Origin of the sequence: Stutzerimonas stutzeri (assembly GCF_000590475.1) — a bacterium.
Classification (GTDB): Bacteria; Pseudomonadota; Gammaproteobacteria; order Pseudomonadales; family Pseudomonadaceae; genus Stutzerimonas; species Stutzerimonas stutzeri_D.
In genome coordinates this window covers 1,024,543-1,042,454 of sequence record NZ_CP007441.1, presented here as the reverse complement: position 1 = coordinate 1,042,454, position 17,912 = coordinate 1,024,543, and the positions used below count along the sequence as shown (strand labels likewise).

Below are 17,912 nucleotides of genomic sequence, written 5' to 3'. Positions count from 1 at the left end.
CATTCTGGCGGCACTTGAGGGGAGCAGGCGGCATGTCACCGGAGGAACGAAAACGGCGGGTGCAGCAGCATATCGACCTGAGCTGGACCAAGGGTCGTCTGGCACTGGCCGAACAGCTGCAGAGTCGTTACTTCAGCTACAGGAGTTCGTTCATCGCACAACCGGTCAACAGTGCCGGTTTCGGCCTGATCGTGCGGGAAATCCGTCAGGCGTTCCCGGACCTGGAGGTGGTAGTGGATGAATGCCTCAGCGAAGGCAACCGCGTGGTCACCTCCAGCACCCTTTTCGGTACGTTGGAGAAACCCGTGTTCGGCATCGCGCCGAGCGGCAAGATTCTCACCGTCGCCGCCATGTCGATCTGGACTCTCAACCCTGGAGGCGACATTGAGGAAATCAACACGCTGTTCGATCTTGAAAGCGCCCGCAAACAGCTGGGCATGGACAGCCCGATCCCGGTAACGCTGCCACCGACCTGACCCGTGCGATGGCAGCTGCAGGCCTTAGCGTCGCTGCTGGTACAGCGGCATCACCTTCGGAATATTCTGCTGCAGCGCCTGAGTACGACTGCTCGAAGACGGGTGCGTGCTGAGGAATTCCGGCGGTGCCGAACCGCCTTCGGCCGCCATCTTCTGCCATAGACTGACCGCCGCGTTCGGGTTGTAACCAGCGCGCGCCGCCAATTCCAACCCGATCAGATCGGCCTCGTTTTCGTTGCTGCGACTATTGGGCAACGTCATCAGGTATTCGACGCCCATGTTGGCGAGCTGCAGACTGCCATCGCCAACCCCAAAGGCCGAACCGATCTGTGTCGCCATTTGCACGCCGTAGGCTTTGGACATCGCCTCGCGGCCGTGCTCACGCAGCGCGTGGGCAATTTCATGGCCCATCACCGCAGCAATTTCGTCGTCGGTCAGCTTCAGTTTTTCGATCAGCCCGGTATAGAAGATGATCTTGCCGCCCGGGCCGCAGTTGGCGTTCAGTTCCGGGCTGTCGATCACATTGACCTCCCAGTCCCATTGCGCCGCATCCGCGCGGAACGCAGGCACTTCGGCGATCAGCCGCTGGGCAATGGCATTGACGCGCTTGCTGACTGCGCTGCTTTTTTCGAGCATGCCTTTCTGGGAGGCTTCACTCAGGGTCTGTTGATAAGACTGGGCATACATCTGGTTGACCTGTTCGGTCGATAACATGCTGAACATGTACTGTTTACGATCGACCCCGACCGCACCGCCACTGGTTGTATTGACGGCCTGACAACCGGCGAGCACGGAGGCCGCCAGAAAAAGAGCTAATGGATGCCGCTTGAGCATGTCGCGTCTCCCATGGATTCTGCGCCGTATGCTAGAGCGAGCCCGGCGACCGAGCAACCGACTGCTGACGCTGCCACCCAGGCCACGCCCTCGGCGGCAGCGCCCAACGCCGCTCCCACTCAATGTACCTGGCCCGTGGCTAGTTCACTGGTGTCAGGCACTCCGGAGCATCCAGCTTAGGGTCATTGACCAAAGTCGCCAGGGGCCGCTCGCGTAACGCCGGCTGCGGTGCAGCCAGCAGTAACCGCAGTGCTTCAGGCGTGGTCTGGGGATCGAGCCAGGCGGTCATCGCAGCCTGATCCAGCATCAATGGGCGCCGCTGATTCGCTGCGGGCAGCGTCACCACAGCCGCACTGAGATAGGTATGACCCTGCACCGGATAGGCTTCCCAGATCGCCGCGAAATAGATCAGCGAATCTTCTCCGGTCATCCAGTAGGGCCGCTTGCGCGCGGTGCCGCGCCATTCGTAAAAGCCGTTGGCTGGCAGCACGCCCCGGCGCAAGCGATAGGCGTCGCGAAACATCGGCTGCTCGGCTAACGTTTCTGCCCGCGCCTGTGCCGGCGTCCGGGTGAAATCGGTCAGCCAGGCGGGGGTCAGTCCCCACCGTACGCTGTCGAGCTGCAGTTCGTCGTCGATCTGCCGCAGCAGCAAAACCGACGCACCGGGCGCCAGGCTCCAGTGCGGTTGTTGGTCGGCGGGGAAACCGGGCAGCGCGGCAAAGGCCGGACTCCAGCGAAACAGGGCGTAGCGGCCACACATGGAAACAGGACTCGTTGGAGGACAAAGGACGCCGGCTTATCGGCGCGGACTGCGGCCATTCATTCGGCCTGAGTCAACAGATGAGCTCGCCGGGATAGCTTTCCGGCTCGTCACCCGGCAGCAGCTCGGCGCCATTGTACTCAGCGATCAGCTGACGTGCGCGCTCGGCCTGCTCATCGTCAACCATCAATCCGAGCAGACCGGCCGCCGGCAATTCGCCCACAGCACCGATCAGGTGCCGCCCGCTCAAAAACACCTCAACACCTTCGGCGGTCAACATGCCGCGCAGCATTTCCGCTTCGAGCAGATCACGAGGTTCGTAAACGCGCTGCACCTACTCATCCTCCCGCAGCACATCAAGCTGCCAGTCGGTCCCGTCGGTCCGCAGGTCGAAAGTGATCGGCCGGCAACAGACCGGACAATCCTCGATGTAACGCTGATCCCCGCCACTCAGATCAAGCAGTGCGTCCACTGCTTCGCCGCAATAGGGGCATTGGTAATCCTGTGATTCCAGCATCAGCGTCTCCTGCCTGACTTGCCGCTATAATCGCCGTTCAGTCTGATGAGAATGCGTCCGGCGTGTTGCCTCCCGAAGGCGGACCTGCTTGAAGCATAGTGGTATGACTCGCCGCATGTTGCGAATGCCCCAACCGGACGACTCGCGCCCTGTCCAGCGCTTGCGCCGAGACCGCGTCGAAACCTCAACAGACCCTAATTTCGACTCCGATATGAGTGGGGTCATTCAGTTGTTTCCTTTACAGAGAGCATGATGGACGAATTCGAAGCCATCCGACCCTATGCCGACGCAGAAGTCCCTGCCGTGATGGCGCGACTGTTCGCCGACCGGGAGTTCCTCGATATTCTGGCGCACTTCCGTTTTCCGCGCCTGGCCGGCCCGATGGGCTGGATGTTGAAACCCCTTATAGCGCAGCGCCTGCGGCGCGAGTTCGCCAGCATCCATTCGGTCGACACGCTGCAGGCGCGGATCGAGATGTACCTCGACCGCACTATCGAGCGCGCCACAGATGGCATCACTTATTCCGGACTGGAAAAAATCCAGCCGGGCTGCGCCTATCTGTTTCTGGCCAACCACCGTGACATTGTGATGGATCCGGCTTTCGTCAACTACGCGGTGTTTCAGGCCAAGATGCGCACACCGCGCATCGCCATTGGCGACAACCTACTGCAACGCCCCTTCGTCAGCGACCTGATGCGGCTGAACAAGAGCTTCATCGTACGCCGCTCGGTGACCGGCCGACGTGAGAAGCTCGCGGCCTACCAAGTGCTTTCCGCCTACATCAATCATTCGATTCGCAATGACGGCGAGTCGATCTGGATTGCTCAGGCCGAAGGGCGAGCCAAAGACGGCGACGACCGCACCGACTCGGCCATCCTCAAGATGCTGCACATGAGCCGCAAGGACGAACCTTTTGACGACGTCATGGCGGCCCTGCGCCCCACTCCGGTCTCGATCAGCTATGAGTACGATCCCTGCGATCAGGCCAAGGCCCGCGAGCTCTATATCCGCGCCACCACCGGTACCTACACCAAGGCACCGGGTGAGGATGACACCAGCATTGCACTGGGTATCACCGGCTACAAAGGCCGCGTGCACGTCAGCTTCGGCACGCCGATCACCGATGTCCCGAGCGATGCCAAGCAACTGGCGATCGCCATCGACCAGCAGATTCTCTGCGACTACCGCCTGTTTCCGGTGAATTATCTGGCGTATCGGATTTGGGACGGATGCGATTCGGCGCTGTCGATACCCGAGCTCGGCGAACTGTTCAGCCGCGAAGAAATCGCTCGCGCCGAGGCCGAATGGAGCAAGCGCCTGGCGGCATGCCCAAGCGTCCAACAGCCTTACCTGATCCAGCAATACGCCACACCGGTACGCAATCAGTACAGGCTGAAGGCAGGCTTGAGCCTCTAAACGCCAGGTGACACCCGTCTGGCTTTACGCCAGTCGGGTAAGTGCAGAAAGCAGCCAGGCCAGCGCCAGGCTGCTGAAAGCGAAACCATAGAAGAACCGGTCGATGCGTTGGGTTCCCGCCGCGCTGAGCTGCCTATCAGACGATGGGCTGATACCGGCAAGAGACGCCGCATTAGCCGCGAGCTGACGACGCCAGCGTGTCGCCACCAGCAACCAGCCGCCACTGAGGGCGATTAGCAACGCCATCGAATTAAGCAGAGTGGCGAGACCGGATAGCCCCGAAAAGTCGATATTCAGTAACAACCGAACCTCCACGAACACCAAGAAATGCTGGCCCGGTATCGAGCGTCATTGCGGCTGCGGAGTCTACCGAAGCGCAACCGCTGGTTCAGCCATTTCCGACAAAGCGAAACGTAACCGAGCGATGGCAATTTGCCGGGTATTTGCGCCATTTATGCAGATAGGCCCCGCCTCGATTGTTGACTTATAGTCCTCCCCAGCTACACCCTCATCTCGTCTCGGACAACCGGAATAGAGCGTGCGCCTGAATTGAGCAACCAGGCGGGACTGCCACGGAGTCGAGCGAATGGCAACTTGTAAGTCGCTGCGTCCCTGACGCCACTTACCGGGCCTTCAAGGGTCCGCCGCTTCTTTCGTGGAGGTCGCCACCTGCGAACGCCGCGCTTACGGCATCCCTCGCAGGAAATCAGTTACCCAGAATCAACAGGACTAACAATGAATAAGAACACGTTAAAGACGGGGGCCCTCACACTCTCTTTGCTGGCAAGCGCCCTGCTGGCAAGCGGAGCCATGGCGGCGGTATCCGAATCGGAGGCCGCCAAGCTGGGTGACACCCTGACGCCGATCGGTGCAGAAAAAGCCGGCAACGCCGCCGGCACTATTCCAGCCTGGACAGGAGGCCTGTCACAGGATGCCGCAGCCGTCAGCGCCGATGGCTTCGTTGGTGACCCGTATCCGAACGACAAGCCGAAGTTCACCATCACGGCGCAAAACGTCGAGCAATACAAAGACAACCTGAGCCCTGGCCAGATCGCCATGCTCAAGCGCTACCCCGACACCTATCGCCTGCCGGTTTTCGAAACCCACCGTAGCGCTGCAGTACCGCAACGGATCTACGACGCGGCAAAGAAGAACGCGACCCAGACCAAGCTGGTCCGCGGCGGAAACGGCCTGGAAGGCTTCGATACCGCAATCGCCTTCCCGATTCCTCAAAATGGCCTGGAAGTGGCTTGGAACCATATCACCCGCTACCGGGGCGGCTCGGCCCGTCGCGTCGTAGCGCAGGCTACGCCTCAGGTGAATGGCAGCTACAACCTGGTCAAATTCGTCGACGAAGTGGTCTATACCGACACCTTGCGCGACTACAACCCGGAGAAGCACGGCAACATCCTCTTCTACTTCAAACAACAAGTCACCGAACCGTCGCGACTGGCCGGTAACGTCCTGCTGGTGCACGAAACCCTGGATCAGGTGAAAGAACCCCGCATGGCATGGATCTATAACGCCGGCCAGCGCCGTGTGCGTCGTGCCCCGCAAGTTGCTTATGACGGCCCCGGCACCGCGGCCGACGGTCTGCGTACCGCCGACAACCTGGACATGTTCAACGGCGCACCGGACCGCTACGACTGGAAGCTGGTGGGCAAGAAGGAGATGTACATACCCTACAACTCCTACCGCCTGGATTCGCCGAAACTTAAATATGACGACATCATCCAGGCTGGCCACATCAATCAGGACCTGACCCGCTACGAGCTGCACCGCGTGTGGGAAGTCGAAGCAACCTTGAAGAGCGGCGAGCGCCACATCTACGCCAAGCGCCATTTCTTCATCGACGAGGACACCTGGCAGGCTGCGGTGATCGACCACTACGACGGCCGCAATACCCTGTGGCGCGTCGCCGAGGCTCACTCACAGTACTTCTTCAATGTGCAGGTACCGCTGTATTCGATGGAAACCCTGTACGACCTGGTTTCCGGTCGCTACCTGGTGATGGGCATGAAGAACGAGGAGAAGAACCCGTACGTTTATAACTACGAAGCCAACTCCAATCAGTACACTCCCGCTGCACTGCGCAATTCCGGCGTGCGCTGATCCGAGCACTTGCGGTCCTGCCGCTCATGAAAACGCCCCGAGCAGTGCGCTGCCGGGGCGTTTTTTTTGCGCTCGATCTTTTACTCGCTTTGGCAACTAAGCATCCGTGACGGCAACGCTTGGCTCCTGCGCATTGCATCTTCGAAGCCTGTCACGGAGGGCGTCGAAACAAAAAACCCGCATCGAGATGCGGGTTTTTTTGTGGGGCAGGATCGACCGGCCAAGCGCTTATTACTGGGACAGTACCTGCCCAATGTTCTGGTCGCGGAATGCGCGGCTCAACGCATCGCTCAATACTTCGCTGACCAACTTGGTGTTGGTCTGCTCGTTCGGTGCCATACCGAAACGCTGATCCAGTGAGGCGCCATAGCGGCCGGTGTAACGGCGGCCACCGTTCTGTACCTCGACGCGGAAGGTTGCGCCGATGGTCGCCTCGGTCACATAGAGCCCTTCCTTCGGCGACTGGTATTTCAGCTCGGCCAACGTCAGGGTCAACTGAGGAGCGTTATAGGCATTGGGCGACGGTGTGAAGCCAAGCAGGCGTACCGCCGCTTCGGCCTCTGCCTGAAGCTTGGGAATAACCTTTTCCTTTGGCACGATCACGGCGCTGGTTTCTGGATACAGACCACCGCGGGTACCCAGCGTCGAAGAGGGGCGACCATCCACGACTCGCACCGATACCGGCTGCCCTTGCCCAACGGGGTTGATGGTGCCGGTGATCTTAGGGGTCGGGTCGAGCTGTTGCGGGCTGTGTGCGCAACCAGCCAGAGCCAGCGCCGAGGCGGCGGCAAGACTGAACAACAGGCGTTTCAGCATGCTGTCTTTCTCCAGATAAGGGATGAATGCCGCGGAGTATAACCAGCCTTGCAACGGCCTGACAGCGGATGCGTAAAAGACCCGCTTTGCCACGACAAGGCTGCGTTCATCGAACGGTAACGCCAGAGTGCGATAAAGCGCCGAAGCCCTCAGGAAGCCACTTCATGACCCTGCTGACCGCCCTGTTCAGGCGTCCGACACGACGCCATTACGCCTTAATCGATGACCAGCAGCGCTGCCGTATGCTGTTGACGTCCACCCAACGCCCGCACGGCGAACTTTGGTTCGAAGTAATGGAAATACGCCTTGGATGGATCGGTCAGTCGTTGCCGCAGGCGGCGCTAAAACCCGGCGTTTCGCTCGCCCCATGAACGAAAAAGCCGCGCTGCCAGTGAAAGCAGCGCGGCATCGGGCAACGTCGAACGCAGTGCTCAGTCAGCCAGGCCCAGACGCTTATCGACCATGGCAGCAACTTCACGGTATGCCACCGCGTCTGTTTCCAGAACTTTTTCGCGGGCCGGGAAGATTTCGCCAAGTTTGCGACTCCAGGCTTCGCTTTTCGCCTGTTCCGGGAAGCATCGATCGATCAGGTCGAGCATGATCGATACGGTGACCGAAGCGCCCGGAGAGGCCCCTAGCAGGGCAGCGATGGAGCCGTCCCGCGCCGCTACCAGCTCGGTGCCGAACTGCAGGATGCCGCCTTTTTTGGGATCCTTCTTAATGATCTGCACGCGCTGACCCGCCACCTCCAGACGCCAATCTTCGGCCTTGGCTTCCGGGTAGAAACCACGCAGCGTGTCCAGGCGGTCCTCCATGGATTGCCGGACCTCCTTGATCAGGTAGCGAGTCAGGTCCATGTTGTCGCGCGCGACGGCCAGCATCGGCTTGATATTGCTCGGGCGGATCGACAACGGCAGGTCGAGCGGCGACCCATACTTGAGGAATTTGGTGGTGAAGCCGGCATAGGGTCCGAACAGCAGCGATTTGTTGCCGTCCACGACGCGCGTATCCAGATGCGGAACGGACATCGGTGGCGCACCCACGGCCGCCAGGCTGTAGACCTTTGCCTGATGTTGCTTGACGATTTCCGGATTGTCGCAGCGCAGCCATTGGCCGCTGACCGGAAATCCGCCGTAGCCTTTGCCTTCTTCGATATCGGACATCTGCAGCAGCGGCAGCGCTCCGCCACCCGCGCCGAGAAAGACGAAGCCGGTATCCAGCTCACGGCTGCTACCGTCACGCGTGTTCTTGATTTCCACGCGCCAGCCCTTGCCGTTGCGCTCGAGGCCGGTGACTTTTTGGAAATAGGACATCTTCACGCCCGGCTTGGCCGCGAGATATTCCAGCATCTGCCGAGTCAGTTCACCGAAGTTGACGTCAGTGCCGTTCAGCGCGCGGGTCGCAGCAATCGGCTCGTCGACCGGACGGCCCGGCATCATCAACGGCATCCACTCTTCCATCGTGGCACGGTCTTCGGTGTAGACCATGTTTTCGAAGGCATGATGGGTTTTCAGCGCGTCGAAGCGGCGCTTAAGGAAGTCGATGTTCTTGGCACCGCGGACGAAGCTCAGATGCGGCACGACGTTGAGGAAGTCACGGGGGCTGCCGAAACCTTCACGACCCGTCAGGTAGGCCCAGAACTGCTTGGAAACCTCGAACTGGGTATTGATGGTGACGGCTTTCTTGATATCGATCGGGCCGTCTTTATTGTCCGGTGTGTAGTTCAACTCACACAGCCCAGCGTGGCCAGTGCCGGCGTTGTTCCAGGGATTCGAGCTCTCGACGGCCCCGGACTCCTGCAGTTCGACGATTTCCAGCTTGATGTCGGGATCGAGTTCCTTGAGCAGTACTGCCAGAGTCGCACTCATGATACCGGCTCCCACCAGTACCAAATCCACGGCTTCGCTATCGTGTTGCGTCATTAACGCGTTCTCCAGAATCACAGCATTAAACTGTCACGACCGCAGTACGCGATCGTGTAGAACCACCAGCCAGGCGGCTAGAAACGGAGTAAGTTTCATACCGCTGCTCGGGCTTGTGCCCGAAGACAGCCACCTCAGGGTAGCTGTCCGCTGTCGGGAGAACGGCTTTTGGCCTCCTCCCTCTCGCTCCGCTGCTTCCCGGAGCATGGCGACAGGCCTGGCTCTACGAGACGCATGCAGCGAGAAAATCGATTGCGGCTGTCGGTTGCTCAGCCAGTCCAACGGGCAGCGCGCCTCGGTAGACGCTCCGCCGGAGCGATGAATCAGCCGCGAGCGGCCTTGATCAGTTCGATATAGGGCTCGGCCTGACGCTGGTCAGCAACCAGCGCAACGAAATCGCTCCCGTTGGCATCTTTCGCGCTCAGGTCGTATCCGGCTTCGACAAAGAATCCCAGAAAACGCTCGAAATCATCGACTCGCAAACCTCGATAAGCCTTGATCAGCTTGTGCAGCGAGGGCGGTGTTTCGTCAGCCGGCTCCGGCTCGAGAAACAACCGGATCGATTCGTCGCTGATCTCTTCGCCGATCACCTGTTTCTTGTCTTTACGCATGGTTTCTCCGGTTCGACGAGCCTTACGGGGGCGGCAGTTTACTCCGCGCGACGGTCGCACTCAACGCGCCAGCGCGCGTTGCGACCAAGGTCGTACTCGAAAATCGCCGATTTATCGAGCCTGTCCCGCCCCCGCATACGCACCGTCGAGCGCTGTGCTTATACTCGCGCTTTGCGCAACAAGGAATGTCTGGCATGAACCTTCCGCCCCTCTTCGCTGCCTGGCGTCAGGCCCTGCGTGCGGGCTACGACGCCCACGCATTGCGCGGCGACGTCATCGCCGGGCTGACCGTGGGCATCATCGCCATCCCGCTGGCGATGGCACTGGCGATTGCGGTGGGCGTTGCGCCGCAACAGGGTCTGTATACGGTGCTGATTGCCGCGCCGCTGATCGCGCTAATGGGCGGCTCCCGGTTCAACGTGTCCGGGCCGACGGCCGCGTTCGTGGTCATTTTGCTGCCGATCACCCAGCAGTTCGGCATCGGCGGGTTATTGCTCTGCACCATGCTTGCAGGGCTGATCCTGATTGCGCTCGGGTTGCTGCGCGCGGGCAAGCTGATCGCTTTCGTGCCCTATCCGGTCACCCTGGGATTTACCGCGGGCATCGGCATCGTCATCGCGACCTTGCAACTCAAGGACATGCTCGGGCTGACTATTGCCGAGCAACCTCAACACTACGTGGAGCAGCTGATTCAACTGGTTCGCGCACTACCCAGCGTGCAGCCAGGTGACGCGCTTGTGGCCATGATCTGCCTGACAGTGTTGATCGTCTGGCCGCGTCTGGTGCCAAAGGTACCTGGTCATCTGGTGGCGCTAGTCGTAGGCGCGCTTGCTGGAATGGCGCTGGAATCGTCCAATCTGGCCGTGGCCACGCTGGGCGAACGCTTCAGCTACATGGTCGATGGCGTCTCCCAACCCGGCATACCGCCGTTTCTTCCCGATTTCGCTTGGCCCTGGCTATTGCCCGGCGCGGATGGGAAACCGCTGATGCTGAGCTTCGAGCTGTTCCGTCAGTTGTTGGCCCCTGCGTTTGCCATCGCCATGCTGGGCGCTATCGAGTCGTTGCTCTGCGCCGTGGTGACCGACGGCATGACCGGCAGCAGTCATGACCCGAACGCCGAGTTGCTGGGTCAGGGTATCGGCAATCTGATCGCGCCTCTGTTCGGCGGCATCACCGCCACCGCAGCCATTGCCCGCAGCGCCACCAATGTGCGCGCAGGCGCTTTCTCACCGCTGGCGGCGATTATTCATGCGGGCGTGGTACTGGTCGCCATCCTCTGGCTGGCGCCCTTGTTCAGCTATCTGCCGATGGCAGCCCTGGGGGCGCTGCTGCTGATGGTGGCCTGGAACATGAGCGAAGCACCGCACGTACTCAGGACGCTGCGTATCGCACCTCGTAGCGATGTGCTGGTGCTGCTGACGTGCCTGATCCTTACGGTGCTGTTCGACATGGTGCTGGCGGTCGGCGTCGGCCTGCTGCTGGCCGCGGGTTTATTTATCAAGCGCATGAGCGAATTGACCGATACCACCAGCCTGCGATCCGCCCAGAACCAGCTACTGCAGGATCTGCCCGAGCACGTTGCCGCCTATGCGATTCGCGGTCCGTTGTTCTTCGGTGCTGCGGAGAAGGCATTGAGCGTACTGCGGCGCTTCAACCCGGAAGTGAAGATCGTCATCGTCGATATCAGTGGCGTGCCGACGCTGGACATGACGGCCCTGGCGGCGCTGGAGAACGTCCTGCTGGACTATCGGAAACAGGATGTCGCACTGATTCTCTGCGGCAGTAACGCCCGGATAAGGCTCAAGCTGCGTCGCGCCGGCATCCACCTGCTCGAAGGACAGCTGTATTACGTACGCGATCTCGCCCAGGCTCGGGCGAAGGCCTTGCGTCTGCTGCCAGCAAGCGCGCCGACCTCCGCCGTGAGCTGATTCGTCCAGGCCGGACCAAAGCCGGGCGGCCGGGCGCGGGGTTGCACCTAAAACCCGGTCCGGCCCGGTGGCCTTAGCCGGCGTGCTTCTGCAGGTTGGCCATCATTTCCTTCAGCGCTTCCATATTGTCGGCTGGATGCGCGGCATTCTCGAAATCGCAGATCTGCTGCCAGTTGGCCGCGACGTCTTCGGCATCGAAGCCTGCCTTCGGGTCGAAGCCCGCGCCCAAGCTACGCTCCCAGCGAACCTTCCCCATCCAGCCGCCGCCCACTTCGAACAGGCCGGACGTTTCCTGACATTGTTCGCTGGCCAGATACACCACCAGCGGGCTGACCAGTTCGGGCTTGAGCTGTTCGAAGACCTGCGGCGGGATCAGCCCTTCAGTCATGCGCGTGCCGCCAGTAGGGGCGATGGCATTGACCAGAATGTTGTTCTTACGACCTTCCAGCGCCAGGGTGCGGGTCAGGCCATAGAGGCCCAGTTTGGCCATGCCGTAGTTGGACTGGCCGAAGTTGCCGTAGATCCCGGATGTCGACGCGGTGAAGATCACCCGACCATAACCCTGCTCACGCATGTGCGGCCACGCGGCGCGGGTCACCTTGTAGGCACCTTCGACGTGCACGCGGTAGACCAGATCCCAGTCGGCGTCTTCCATCTTATGAAAGGTCTTGTCGCGAAGGATGCCGGCGTTGTTGACCACGACGTCGATACGACCGAAGGCATCGAGCGCATGCTGTACCACCTTCTCGCCCTCGGTAACCGAGTCGTGGTTGGCAACCGCAGTGCCGCCGGCCTGGCGAATTTCCTCCACGACGCGATCGGCTGCGGAACTGTTGGCACCCTCGCCCTGAGCACTGCCGCCGAGATCGTTGACCACCACCTTGGCCCCGTGGCGGGCGAACAGCAGCGCATGGGCGCGACCAAGACCACCACCAGCGCCGGTCACAATTACCACTTTGTCTTCGAAGCGGATGGCTTCACTCATTCGGGGTTCCTCCAGCAGATGGTTATTGGATGACATTACAAAGGTGCAACGAGTGTCGACGAGGCCAACCCGGGTCACAATCAAACGGGCGCGAATGAATGCCCCGGCATAACGCTGCGGGATGATGAATCAGCTTGCGCGAGAAGGGCCGAAGAGGTCGCAAAGGTTGGTCATTTATCGTCCAGTCTGCCGCAGGTCAGACGCGACGGGCCTTTCCCATTCATTTCCCGACGTTATCCACAGAGCTTCCAACAAAGACAGTGAACAACTGTGCGGCTGTTTAGTGCTCGCATCGTATTGCCAAAAAAGCCATTAACTTCATTTTTTCAGTCACTTGCATGCAGCTATGTTGCGCTGATCAAAAACCAACCAATCCCCGCAACGCTGATTCTGGCGAGGGTTACAGCGAGGCATCAAGAACTTATCCACAGATCCTTTCACAGTGATCGGGGATAAGTCGGCCGAAGGCAGCGAAACTATCGAGGCCATATCTAGAAATAAGCGTGCCCATGACCCTGGCAGGGATAATCTTCCCCAATCACAGCAGCACAGGAGCGTCCGTCATGCCCAACTTCGACTTCTTTCAAATGCTATTCGCTGACTATGCGCTGGCTGCGAGCGGCACCAGTATGAACGCAGGCCACGAGTAATGAGCCATTCGGCTTGGCCGTCATTAGGCGACGGGTTAATCTGCCGGCCAAGTGACTGACGGAGTGGACGATGTCTCTGCAATCGATTTGCGTATTCTGCGGTGCCAGCACCGGTGGCAACCCTATCTATCGGGACGCGGCCATTGCGATGGGCCAGACGCTGGCGGCAAGCGGCATCAGGCTGATCTACGGCGGCGGTGCGGTTGGTCTGATGGGCGTGGTGGCAGATGCCGCCATGGCCGCTGGGGGCGAAGTGATCGGCATCATTCCGCAAAGTCTGAAGGACTCCGAGATCGGTCATACCGGGCTGACGCGGCTGGAAGTAGTCGACGGTATGCACGCGCGCAAGGCCCGCATGGCCGAATTATCCGATGCCTTCATTGCGCTGCCGGGCGGGCTCGGCACCCTGGAAGAACTGTTCGAAGTGTGGACCTGGGCACAACTGGGCTATCACAGCAAGCCACTCGGCCTGCTGGACATCAACCAGTTCTATAGCAAGCTCAGTCACTTCCTGGACCACCTCGTCGAGGAAGGTTTCGTGAAGCCGCGGTTCCGCGGCATGCTACAGCGAAGCGAATCCCCCCTGACCCTGTTGCAGTTGTTGAGCGATTGGCAGCCCAGCGCCGACAACCGTTGGCACAACGCTTCGGCGGTATGATTGCGAGCCTCGGCCGCCGGCACCGCTCTCGGCGGCTGTATGAAAAACGAACAGATTTTTCCAGCCCAACGGGCATGGCACCTCCGGGACTTTTACCCGCACTTATCCACAACAGTCTCCACAGTAAACGGGGATAACTGTAAGCGCCGCGCCCTCGTCTAAATAAAATCTTGAATATCAAAGTGTAAGAGCTTGTGCATGAGACGACACTGTGCCTCTCAGCAAGCTCTTCGACAATTGATCAAAGCATGATCAGGTACGGAAAGCGCTAGTGCCACATGGTCTCCGACGGTCAGCTCATAGGTTATCCACAGAACGCTGCACAGATAATCGGGATAAGTACAGCCTATGCCTGAAACGAACTCCCCTCGCTCTGCCCTCTCCAACGTGCAGACTCGATCTCTTTGAAACCTTGAGGAACAACCCGATGTGCGTCCGGCCCGTTCAGGCAGTCCAACTCACCCCTTTTTCGATGGCCGCAAGATGACCGCATTTCTCGGTCTGGTGCTGGTGGCTTTCGTCTGCTTCGCGCTGGTCTTCTATATCAAGCAGCGGCAGTTCAACCATCCCGCACTGCGGATGCCCTATCAACTGAAGCGCCCCTTCCTGCAACCGAGCGAAAAGCAATTGCTGGCACTGTTACAGCAAGCGGTAGGCGAGGATTACCTCATTCTGGTCAAGGTACGGCTCGCCGAGGTAGCTGAGGTGACAGCGATTCCCCGCCGGGCGCCCTGGTACCAGGCGGTCAACCGGATCTCGGCGGCGTGCTTCGATTTTCTCCTGTGTGACCGGGAAACGCTGGAGCCTCGCTGCGCCATCGAGATGGAACAAGCATCCGAAACCAATGCATTCCTCGGCGAGCTTTGCCAGACGATCAATTTGCCACTGGTGCGCCTGACGCCGGAAACGGCACGCTCCTATGGCGATGTACGCACCGCGATAGACCAAGCCACGACAGCCCCGTCATGACCGCATCGGAGCCCTCAGCGACACTGAGCGCGCTCCTTGACCCCATCGAAGGGAATCCGACGACGGATTATCTGTCACACGCCCGCATCACCTATCCCCGAGCCGTTTCATCAGCCGCTCGTCCCGCTCGGGTACGGATGGCCAACCGCCAGAAGACCGCCGCTGTCAGCTTTTCTGGTATCTCGGCGGCAACGACGGCGTGACCAGGCCAGACGCCGGAGACGACCCCCGACCGCACCCCGGAGACATTTCTTAACGTGAAATCGACATGCTGCTGAAATCCTGGCTTTCTTCCGTTTTCGATCTGGCCTCGCGCCTGATCCGCCGCTACCCCGGTACCGTTGCACTGTTCGGCTTCTGCTCGGGCGTCGCCAGCTTCGTGCTGGTCGAGCGCCAAGCCGGCCTGGCTAAAGTCATCGCCGCCGTGATGCTGGTCAGCTGGCTCTGGCTGATGCTGGAAAACAGCCTGCGCAGCGGCCTGGAACGCATGTTCGGCTGGAAGGTGCCGCGTCCGCTGTTGCGTTACGTCACGCAGATGGTGCATCAGGAAAGTCTGTTCTTCATCATTCCGTTCTTCTTCATAACGACCACCTGGAACAGCGGCCAGTCCGTCTTTACGGTGATCCTGGGGATCGCAGCGCTGGTTTCTCTGGTCGATCCGCTGTATTACAAATGGTTGGCGCCGCGCCGCTGGATCTATCTAGCGTTCCATGCTTTGACGCTGTTCGCGGTCCTGCTGACGGCGCTGCCCATCATCTTTCACCTGTCCACTGCGCAGAGCTATCTCTACTCGCTGAGCATCGCCGTGCTATTGGCCCTGCCCAGCCTGAGGGACCTGTTTCCCGAGTGGAACTGGAAGAGCCTGATCGCGGTGCCGCTACTGGCGGTCGCCGTCGCGTTTGGCGGATGGATGGGGCGCACCTGGGTACCGCCAGCGACCCTTTGGCTCACGGACGTTGCTGTCACCATGAGCATGGACGATGCCTCGCGCGAACCGGGCAGCCGCCTGCGTCAGCTGTCCAGCAGCGAGCTGCACGCAAATGGCCTGTACGCCTTTACCGCGATCAATGCGCCGCGCGGGCTAAAAGAGCGCATTTACCACGAATGGGAATATGACGGCCGGAAAGTTGACCGCATCCCGCTGGAGATAAGCGGAGGCCGTGACGCGGGCTATCGCGCCTGGACCCATAAGCGCAACTTTCCCGACAAGGCGACGGGCCGCTGGCGCGTGCGGGTCCTGACCGAAGCCGGGCAGATGATTGGCATGCTGCGCTTCGAGGTCACCGAATGAACCGTCCCGCCCGCCACGACTCGAATTTAAACAGTCGATATCGTGGAGCTAGCCGGGGGCGGTCATGAAATGGTGGGAGATAGTGAGCCGCACCGTTGCATCGGAATTCTCTGACATACCCGACCTGGAGCATGGGGTCAGGGTGTCGGTAAGGCTGCTATTGGCCGCGCTACTGGGTGGCGTGCTTGGCTATGAGCGGGAATACAAGGGCAAGGCCGCCGGCTTGCGAACCCATATGCTGGTGGCCCTGGGCGCGGCTCTGTTCGTGCTGGTACCGCTAGAGGGCGGCATGCCGCTCGAAGATCTGTCGCGCGTGATGCAGGGTATCGTTACCGGGATTGGCTTTCTCGGTGCTGGCACTATTCTCAAGGGCAGTTCCCAGCGGGACGTCAAAGGCCTGACCACCGCAGCCGGAATCTGGTTGACCGCCGCCATTGGTGTTGCCGCCGGACTGGGCCATGAAGCCACGGCCGTGCTTACGACATGCCTCGCCATGATGATCTTTTTGCTGATGCCGCGACTGGAACAGCGCACCGCCAAAAATGCTCAGCATGATGAGCAGAAGGGCCGCGACCGCGAGCAGAACCCCTGATCGGGCGCGACACATCATTGTCAGCTACTTGCAGGAGTCGCACATGCCACGCCGCACTGCCTATCTGTTCAGCACCACCCTGACGCTAAGCCTCGTCGGCTGCGGTGATACCGCGAGCGTGCCCGTGGAGCGGGGTTACGGGCCGGATCCCGCACTTCCGGAACCCAACAAGTCGCTACTACCAACCGTCAACATCGCCAAGGCAACCGGCTGGCCTGACGGGGCGAAGCCGCAAACAGCCGCCGGCCTGCGCGTCGAAGTCTTCGCGCAGGACCTCGATCATCCGCGCTGGCTCCACGTTCTGCCCAATGGCGACGTGCTGGTGGCTGAAAGTGACGCCCCGCCCAAACCGGAGGACGGCAACGGCATTCGTGGCTGGATCATGAAAAAGGTCATGGCGCGCGCCGGCTCCGGCGGCCAGAGCGCCAATCGCATCACCCTGCTGCGTGACAAGGACGGCGACGGCACACCGGAACAGCGCTCGGTCTTCCTCGAAGGACTGAATTCCCCGTTCGGTATGGCGTTGGTCGGCGACCAGCTGTACGTCGCCAATACCGATGCCCTGGTGCGCTTTCCTTACAAGGAGGGCGCGATCCGCATCGACAGTGCGAGCGAAAAAGTGGTCGACCTGCCCGCCGGACCGATCAACCATCACTGGACCAAGAACGTGATTGCCAGCCAGGACGGATCGCGCCTGTACGTGACCAGCGGCTCGAACAGCAATGTCGCCGAAAACGGCATGGAAGCCGAAGAAAACCGCGCGGCGATCCTTGAGGTCGACCCGAAGAATAAAACCCTGCGTCTGTTCGCTTCGGGCCTGCGCAATCCCAACGGACTGGACTGGCAACCGGTTAGCGGCAAGCTCTGGACCGCGGTCAACGAACGCGACGAGATCGGCAGCGATCTGGTTCCCGACTACATGACCTCGGTGCAGGACGGTGGATTCTATGGCTGGCCCTACAGCTACTATGGCCAGCACGTCGACGAACGCGTCAAACCGCAGCGGCCCGAGCTGGTGGCCGAAGCCCTGGTGCCGGACTATGCCCTCGGCGCCCATACCGCCTCGCTGGGCTTGGCCTTTTACAAAGGTTCGTTGCTGCCGGAGCGTTATCGCAACGGCGCCTTCATCGGCCAGCATGGTTCCTGGAACCGCAAGCCTCGCAGCGGCTACAAGGTCGTCTTCGTGCCGTTCAAGGGCGGCGAGCCGAACGGTGAAGCCGAGGATATTCTGACCGGCTTCGTCAACGACAAGGAAGAGGCCATGGGCCGCCCAGTGGGTGTGGCCGTCGACAAGACCGGCGCGGTGCTGGTTGCCGACGATGTCGGCGACCGCATCTGGCGAGTGACGCCCGGCGGCAACTGAGCAGCAGGTGCG

The 17,912-nt window shown here is 60.6% G+C and carries 19 protein-coding genes; 10 read left to right on the top strand and 9 right to left on the bottom strand.

Going from position 1 to position 17,912, the window contains the following annotated elements:
* Positions 1-32: 32 nt before the first annotated feature.
* Positions 33-476, top strand: a complete 444-nt coding sequence (locus tag CH92_RS04785) for an ester cyclase (RefSeq protein WP_025240638.1) — start codon at positions 33-35, stop codon at positions 474-476.
* A gap of 24 nt (positions 477-500) precedes the next feature.
* Here CH92_RS04785 and CH92_RS04780 read toward each other — a convergent pair whose 3' ends face one another.
* The 4 genes from CH92_RS04780 to CH92_RS04765 all read right to left on the bottom strand — a co-directional run bounded on the left by CH92_RS04780 (position 501) and on the right by CH92_RS04765 (position 2,587).
* Positions 501-1,310 (bottom strand): M48 family metallopeptidase, encoded by an 810-nt coding sequence (locus CH92_RS04780; RefSeq protein WP_025240637.1) that lies wholly within the window; start codon positions 1,308-1,310, stop codon positions 501-503.
* Positions 1,311-1,449: 139 nt separating this feature from the next.
* A complete protein-coding gene (locus tag CH92_RS04775) occupies positions 1,450-2,070 on the bottom strand; it encodes an SOS response-associated peptidase (protein ID WP_025240636.1) in 621 nt (206 codons plus the stop codon).
* Positions 2,071-2,143: 73 nt separating this feature from the next.
* The gene (locus CH92_RS04770; RefSeq protein ID WP_025240635.1) at positions 2,144-2,404 is read right to left on the bottom strand and encodes a DUF2007 domain-containing protein; all 261 of its coding nucleotides are present in this window, start codon (positions 2,402-2,404) and stop codon (positions 2,144-2,146) included.
* Positions 2,405-2,587 carry a CPXCG motif-containing cysteine-rich protein gene (locus CH92_RS04765; protein ID WP_025240634.1) on the bottom strand — a complete coding sequence of 61 codons (183 nt, stop codon included), beginning with the start codon at positions 2,585-2,587 and terminating at the stop codon, positions 2,405-2,407.
* A gap of 252 nt (positions 2,588-2,839) precedes the next feature.
* Here CH92_RS04765 and CH92_RS04760 point away from each other — a divergent pair, with 252 nt between their 5' ends.
* Positions 2,840-4,003, top strand: coding sequence for a 1-acyl-sn-glycerol-3-phosphate acyltransferase (locus CH92_RS04760; RefSeq protein ID WP_025240633.1), 1,164 nt, complete (start codon positions 2,840-2,842; stop codon positions 4,001-4,003).
* A 24-nt stretch (positions 4,004-4,027) separates the two neighbouring features.
* On the opposite strand, the gene CH92_RS04755 is transcribed toward CH92_RS04760, so the two are convergent.
* On the bottom strand, positions 4,028-4,324 hold the full coding sequence (locus CH92_RS04755; RefSeq protein WP_235206195.1) for a hypothetical protein: 297 nt from the start codon (positions 4,322-4,324) through the stop codon (positions 4,028-4,030).
* 414 nt (positions 4,325-4,738) lie between these two features.
* On the opposite strand from CH92_RS04755, the gene CH92_RS04750 reads away from it, so the two are divergent.
* Positions 4,739-6,115 carry a DUF1329 domain-containing protein gene (locus CH92_RS04750; protein WP_025240631.1) on the top strand — a complete coding sequence of 459 codons (1,377 nt, stop codon included), beginning with the start codon at positions 4,739-4,741 and terminating at the stop codon, positions 6,113-6,115.
* A 231-nt stretch (positions 6,116-6,346) separates the two neighbouring features.
* Here CH92_RS04750 and CH92_RS04745 read toward each other — a convergent pair whose 3' ends face one another.
* Positions 6,347-6,931 carry a YajG family lipoprotein gene (locus tag CH92_RS04745; protein WP_025240630.1) on the bottom strand — a complete coding sequence of 195 codons (585 nt, stop codon included), beginning with the start codon at positions 6,929-6,931 and terminating at the stop codon, positions 6,347-6,349.
* A 164-nt stretch (positions 6,932-7,095) separates the two neighbouring features.
* Between CH92_RS04745 and CH92_RS04740 the strand changes: the two genes are divergently transcribed.
* A complete protein-coding gene (locus CH92_RS04740) occupies positions 7,096-7,302 on the top strand; it encodes a hypothetical protein (protein WP_025240629.1) in 207 nt (68 codons plus the stop codon).
* Between the two features lie 60 nt (positions 7,303-7,362).
* Here the strand turns inward: CH92_RS04740 and mqo are convergent, their stop codons facing one another.
* Entirely contained in the window at positions 7,363-8,853 is a 1,491-nt protein-coding gene (gene mqo / locus CH92_RS04735) for a malate dehydrogenase (quinone) (RefSeq protein ID WP_025240628.1), read from the bottom strand.
* Positions 8,854-9,176: 323 nt separating this feature from the next.
* A complete protein-coding gene (locus tag CH92_RS04730; protein ID WP_025240627.1) occupies positions 9,177-9,464 on the bottom strand; it encodes a PA4642 family protein in 288 nt (95 codons plus the stop codon).
* Between the two features lie 194 nt (positions 9,465-9,658).
* On the opposite strand from CH92_RS04730, the gene dauA reads away from it, so the two are divergent.
* Positions 9,659-11,392 carry a C4-dicarboxylic acid transporter DauA gene (gene dauA / locus CH92_RS04725; protein WP_025240626.1) on the top strand — a complete coding sequence of 578 codons (1,734 nt, stop codon included), beginning with the start codon at positions 9,659-9,661 and terminating at the stop codon, positions 11,390-11,392.
* Positions 11,393-11,465: 73 nt separating this feature from the next.
* Here dauA and CH92_RS04720 read toward each other — a convergent pair whose 3' ends face one another.
* Positions 11,466-12,377, bottom strand: a complete 912-nt coding sequence (locus tag CH92_RS04720) for an SDR family oxidoreductase (protein ID WP_025240625.1) — start codon at positions 12,375-12,377, stop codon at positions 11,466-11,468.
* 720 nt (positions 12,378-13,097) lie between these two features.
* On the opposite strand from CH92_RS04720, the gene CH92_RS04715 reads away from it, so the two are divergent.
* The 5 genes from CH92_RS04715 (at position 13,098) to CH92_RS04695 (ending at position 17,900) form a co-directional block, all read left to right on the top strand.
* Entirely contained in the window at positions 13,098-13,685 is a 588-nt protein-coding gene (locus CH92_RS04715; RefSeq protein ID WP_025240624.1) for a TIGR00730 family Rossman fold protein, read from the top strand.
* A gap of 483 nt (positions 13,686-14,168) precedes the next feature.
* Entirely contained in the window at positions 14,169-14,654 is a 486-nt protein-coding gene (locus CH92_RS04710; RefSeq protein WP_025240623.1) for a DUF2726 domain-containing protein, read from the top strand.
* Between the two features lie 268 nt (positions 14,655-14,922).
* Positions 14,923-15,945: a DUF5924 family protein gene (locus CH92_RS04705; RefSeq protein ID WP_025240622.1), complete on the top strand. Its 1,023-nt coding sequence runs from the start codon at positions 14,923-14,925 to the stop codon at positions 15,943-15,945.
* A gap of 64 nt (positions 15,946-16,009) precedes the next feature.
* The gene (locus tag CH92_RS04700; RefSeq protein ID WP_025240621.1) at positions 16,010-16,537 is read left to right on the top strand and encodes an MgtC/SapB family protein; all 528 of its coding nucleotides are present in this window, start codon (positions 16,010-16,012) and stop codon (positions 16,535-16,537) included.
* A gap of 43 nt (positions 16,538-16,580) precedes the next feature.
* Entirely contained in the window at positions 16,581-17,900 is a 1,320-nt protein-coding gene (locus CH92_RS04695; RefSeq protein WP_025240620.1) for a PQQ-dependent sugar dehydrogenase, read from the top strand.
* Positions 17,901-17,912: the final 12 nt, after the last annotated feature.

What these genes read in the sequence shown, in the direction of transcription:
- CH92_RS04785 (WP_025240638.1), top strand. Translation starts at nt 33, where the DNA reads ATGTCACCGGAGGAACGAAAACGGCGGGTGCAGCAGCATATCGACCTG.
- CH92_RS04780 (WP_025240637.1), bottom strand. Translation starts at nt 1,310, where the DNA reads ATGCTCAAGCGGCATCCATTAGCTCTTTTTCTGGCGGCCTCCGTGCTC.
- CH92_RS04775 (WP_025240636.1), bottom strand. Translation starts at nt 2,070, where the DNA reads ATGTGTGGCCGCTACGCCCTGTTTCGCTGGAGTCCGGCCTTTGCCGCG.
- CH92_RS04765 (WP_025240634.1), bottom strand. Translation starts at nt 2,587, where the DNA reads ATGCTGGAATCACAGGATTACCAATGCCCCTATTGCGGCGAAGCAGTG.
- CH92_RS04760 (WP_025240633.1), top strand. Translation starts at nt 2,840, where the DNA reads ATGGACGAATTCGAAGCCATCCGACCCTATGCCGACGCAGAAGTCCCT.
- CH92_RS04750 (WP_025240631.1), top strand. Translation starts at nt 4,739, where the DNA reads ATGAATAAGAACACGTTAAAGACGGGGGCCCTCACACTCTCTTTGCTG.
- CH92_RS04745 (WP_025240630.1), bottom strand. Translation starts at nt 6,931, where the DNA reads ATGCTGAAACGCCTGTTGTTCAGTCTTGCCGCCGCCTCGGCGCTGGCT.
- CH92_RS04740 (WP_025240629.1), top strand. Translation starts at nt 7,096, where the DNA reads ATGACCCTGCTGACCGCCCTGTTCAGGCGTCCGACACGACGCCATTAC.
- mqo (WP_025240628.1), bottom strand. Translation starts at nt 8,853, where the DNA reads ATGACGCAACACGATAGCGAAGCCGTGGATTTGGTACTGGTGGGAGCC.
- CH92_RS04730 (WP_025240627.1), bottom strand. Translation starts at nt 9,464, where the DNA reads ATGCGTAAAGACAAGAAACAGGTGATCGGCGAAGAGATCAGCGACGAA.
- dauA (WP_025240626.1), top strand. Translation starts at nt 9,659, where the DNA reads ATGAACCTTCCGCCCCTCTTCGCTGCCTGGCGTCAGGCCCTGCGTGCG.
- CH92_RS04720 (WP_025240625.1), bottom strand. Translation starts at nt 12,377, where the DNA reads ATGAGTGAAGCCATCCGCTTCGAAGACAAAGTGGTAATTGTGACCGGC.
- CH92_RS04715 (WP_025240624.1), top strand. Translation starts at nt 13,098, where the DNA reads ATGTCTCTGCAATCGATTTGCGTATTCTGCGGTGCCAGCACCGGTGGC.
- CH92_RS04710 (WP_025240623.1), top strand. Translation starts at nt 14,169, where the DNA reads ATGACCGCATTTCTCGGTCTGGTGCTGGTGGCTTTCGTCTGCTTCGCG.
- CH92_RS04705 (WP_025240622.1), top strand. Translation starts at nt 14,923, where the DNA reads ATGCTGCTGAAATCCTGGCTTTCTTCCGTTTTCGATCTGGCCTCGCGC.
- CH92_RS04700 (WP_025240621.1), top strand. Translation starts at nt 16,010, where the DNA reads ATGAAATGGTGGGAGATAGTGAGCCGCACCGTTGCATCGGAATTCTCT.
- CH92_RS04695 (WP_025240620.1), top strand. Translation starts at nt 16,581, where the DNA reads ATGCCACGCCGCACTGCCTATCTGTTCAGCACCACCCTGACGCTAAGC.